This is a genomic window from Aminobacter sp. P4_H6_2, from assembly GCF_056400805.1.
Genome location: NZ_JBFUKO010000749.1, coordinates 1 through 2,388 on the forward strand (window position 1 = coordinate 1; position 2,388 = coordinate 2,388).

Genomic DNA, 2,388 nt, shown 5'->3' on the forward strand with positions numbered 1-2,388 from the left:
ACATAGAGTCGATGAGCTGGAACTGAATGCGAACCCTGTTTGCTATCCGTTGATAGCCGCCATCAACGAGATAGCGAACCCCAAGCCGGGCCCCAATTTCTCGAGATGACAGGTTCAGCCCGTGGAATACCGAAGAAGATCGCTGTGCGATGACGTGGAGGTCATGGAAACGGGTCAGGTTTGAAATGATGTCACCTGTCACGCCGTGGCAGATATGAGGCGGTTCGCCGGATAGATTCTCCAGCTGCAGAACCGCGATCGAGTTTTCCGGCATCAAATGGAGCGAGGCCTCGGCCAGACCGTTCGTCTCGCCGTGTTCCACGCCATTGCCAGTAACGAAACCTGCTCCGCTCGTTTCTTTGCGGCCATCGAGCGGCGGAGAATTCGTCGCGTGTTCCGGGTGCCCGGCCTCGTTTGGGCTCTCCGAAGCAGCAATTTGAGGTTTTGCCTTGTTCGTCTGAAGCAGGTGTTGGCGGGCCTGCCACCAATAGTTTCTTTCGGTGGTCAACCAGTCCTCGAACTCGGGGTCGCGAACGTCGATGCCTTCGAGGAAGTCGGCATCGATGGAGTCCCGCAGGAGTGCGGTACCTTCCATCTGGGAAGAGCGTCCCTCGGTCAGGGCAAGAAGATCGAGTTCAATGAGATCCAGTCGAATACGGACCGAAGTCCTGTCCGTCTCGATCACGTCAGCATGGGATCCCAGGCACTTTCGTATATGCGTCAGTGCTTGTCGCAGGCTCGACGAAGCCTGTTCGGCCTCGCGGTCGCTCCAGAGCTTATCGCAGAGCCAGACCCGGCTTCGCACCCCGTGCTCGGAGGTTGCAACCAAAGCCAAAAGCGCCTGAGCTTTCTGTGCTTTCGGCGTAATGTACTTTCCGTCAGGTCCGATCAGCGCAAATGCTCCAAGCAGGCACATTTGTACGCGCCGCATGGCTACATCTTCACCATTTTTCATCKGGTCGCGCTCTTGATTACGCTAAGGCAGGTAACATCAGTTTCTTACGTAAAGCAATGCGATCGCGACGAGATCGAGCCCGCGTCATCCCGGGCGGCAGAGCCGGCTCATTCACCTCATGGATGTTACGGCTCAGCTGGTCTCGCGCCAAATTGTCGCTAGACTAGGTGACGGAGTAGTCGGGAAAGGATCCTGTCCTGTAGCGTGGTGTAGCTGACGGCATTGGTCGCCGTGCACTCCGGCAGGGCTGCGCTGATCAGCGTGCCACGGCTGGCAAGCTAATGTGAGGATCATCGCTGATATGGCTGATGGTTTCCAGCGTCATGTATCTGGCGCGCTGCACGGCCCATTCATCGTTCTGCTCGAGCAGTAGAGCGCCGACGAGACACATGATGGCGTCGTCGTTGGGAAAGATTCCGACCACCTCGGTGCGCCGCTTGATCTCGCSGTTGAGACGCTCGATCGGATTCATCGAGTGGAGCTTGGCCCGGTGTTCCTACGGGAAAGTCATGTAAGCCAGCACGTCGTTTCCGGCCTCGTCCATGATGGTGGCGAGCTTCGGCACCTTCGGTCGGATCTGATYCGACACCGCACGCCATTGCACGCTCGCCGCCTCTGCGGTTCCTGGGCGAAGGCGGTGGCGATGAAGGCCGAGACTACACGACGGCCGCTCTTTCCGGCATGGGCGAGAACGTTGCGCATGAAGTGCGGCAGCGTTGCCATGTCGCCGACAGAACCTTGGTGACGGCGGCCTTGAGGCCCTCATGGGCGTCGGAGACGACGAGCTTGACGCCGCGCAGGCTGCGGCGTGTCAGCTTGCGCAGGAACTCCGTCCAGATCGGCTTCCGACATGCCGATCTCCATGCCCAGAACCTCGCGCCGGCCGTCCGTGTAGACGCCGACGGCGATGATGACAACGACGGAGACGATGCGCCCGCCGCGGCGCACCTTCAGATAGGTGGCGTCGATCCACAGATACGGCCAGTCGTCTTCGATCGGCCGTTCAAGGAAGGCCTTCACCTTGCCGTCGATCTCCTCGCACAGCCGCGAGAGCTGGCTCTTCGAGATGCAGCTCATGCCCATGGCCTTGACGAGATCCTCGACCGAGCGCGTCGAGATGCCCTGGACATAGGCTTCCTGGATGACGGCGGTGAGCGCCTTCTCCGCCATGCGCCAGGGCTCCAGGAAGCCCGGGAAGTAGCTGCCTTTCCTGAGCTTGGGGATGCGCAGCTCGACCGTACCGGCGCGTCTCCCAGTCCCGGCCGCGGTAGCCGTTGCGCTGGGCCGTCCGCAGCGGGCTCTTCTCGCCATAGGCGGGGCGCCAGTGGAGGCGCCCACCTCCAACTCCATCAGCCGCTCGGCGGCGAAGTCGATCATCTCGCGCAGGAGATCGGCGTCAGGCATTTTCTCCACAAGCGTGCGCAGGTTCATCA

At 60.6% G+C, this 2,388-nt stretch carries 1 protein-coding gene and 2 pseudogenes; all 3 read right to left on the reverse strand.

Annotated elements, in window-relative coordinates:
- A pseudogene (locus tag AC1DUU_RS29595) lies at positions 1-955 on the reverse strand (hypothetical protein); the annotation flags it as partial.
- 256 nt (positions 956-1,211) lie between these two features.
- Positions 1,212-1,427, reverse strand: coding sequence for a transposase (locus AC1DUU_RS29600; RefSeq protein WP_476786886.1), 216 nt, complete (start codon positions 1,425-1,427; stop codon positions 1,212-1,214).
- A 184-nt stretch (positions 1,428-1,611) separates the two neighbouring features.
- Positions 1,612-2,386, reverse strand: a pseudogene (locus AC1DUU_RS29605) (IS256 family transposase).
- Between the last annotated feature and the right edge of the window lie 2 nt (positions 2,387-2,388).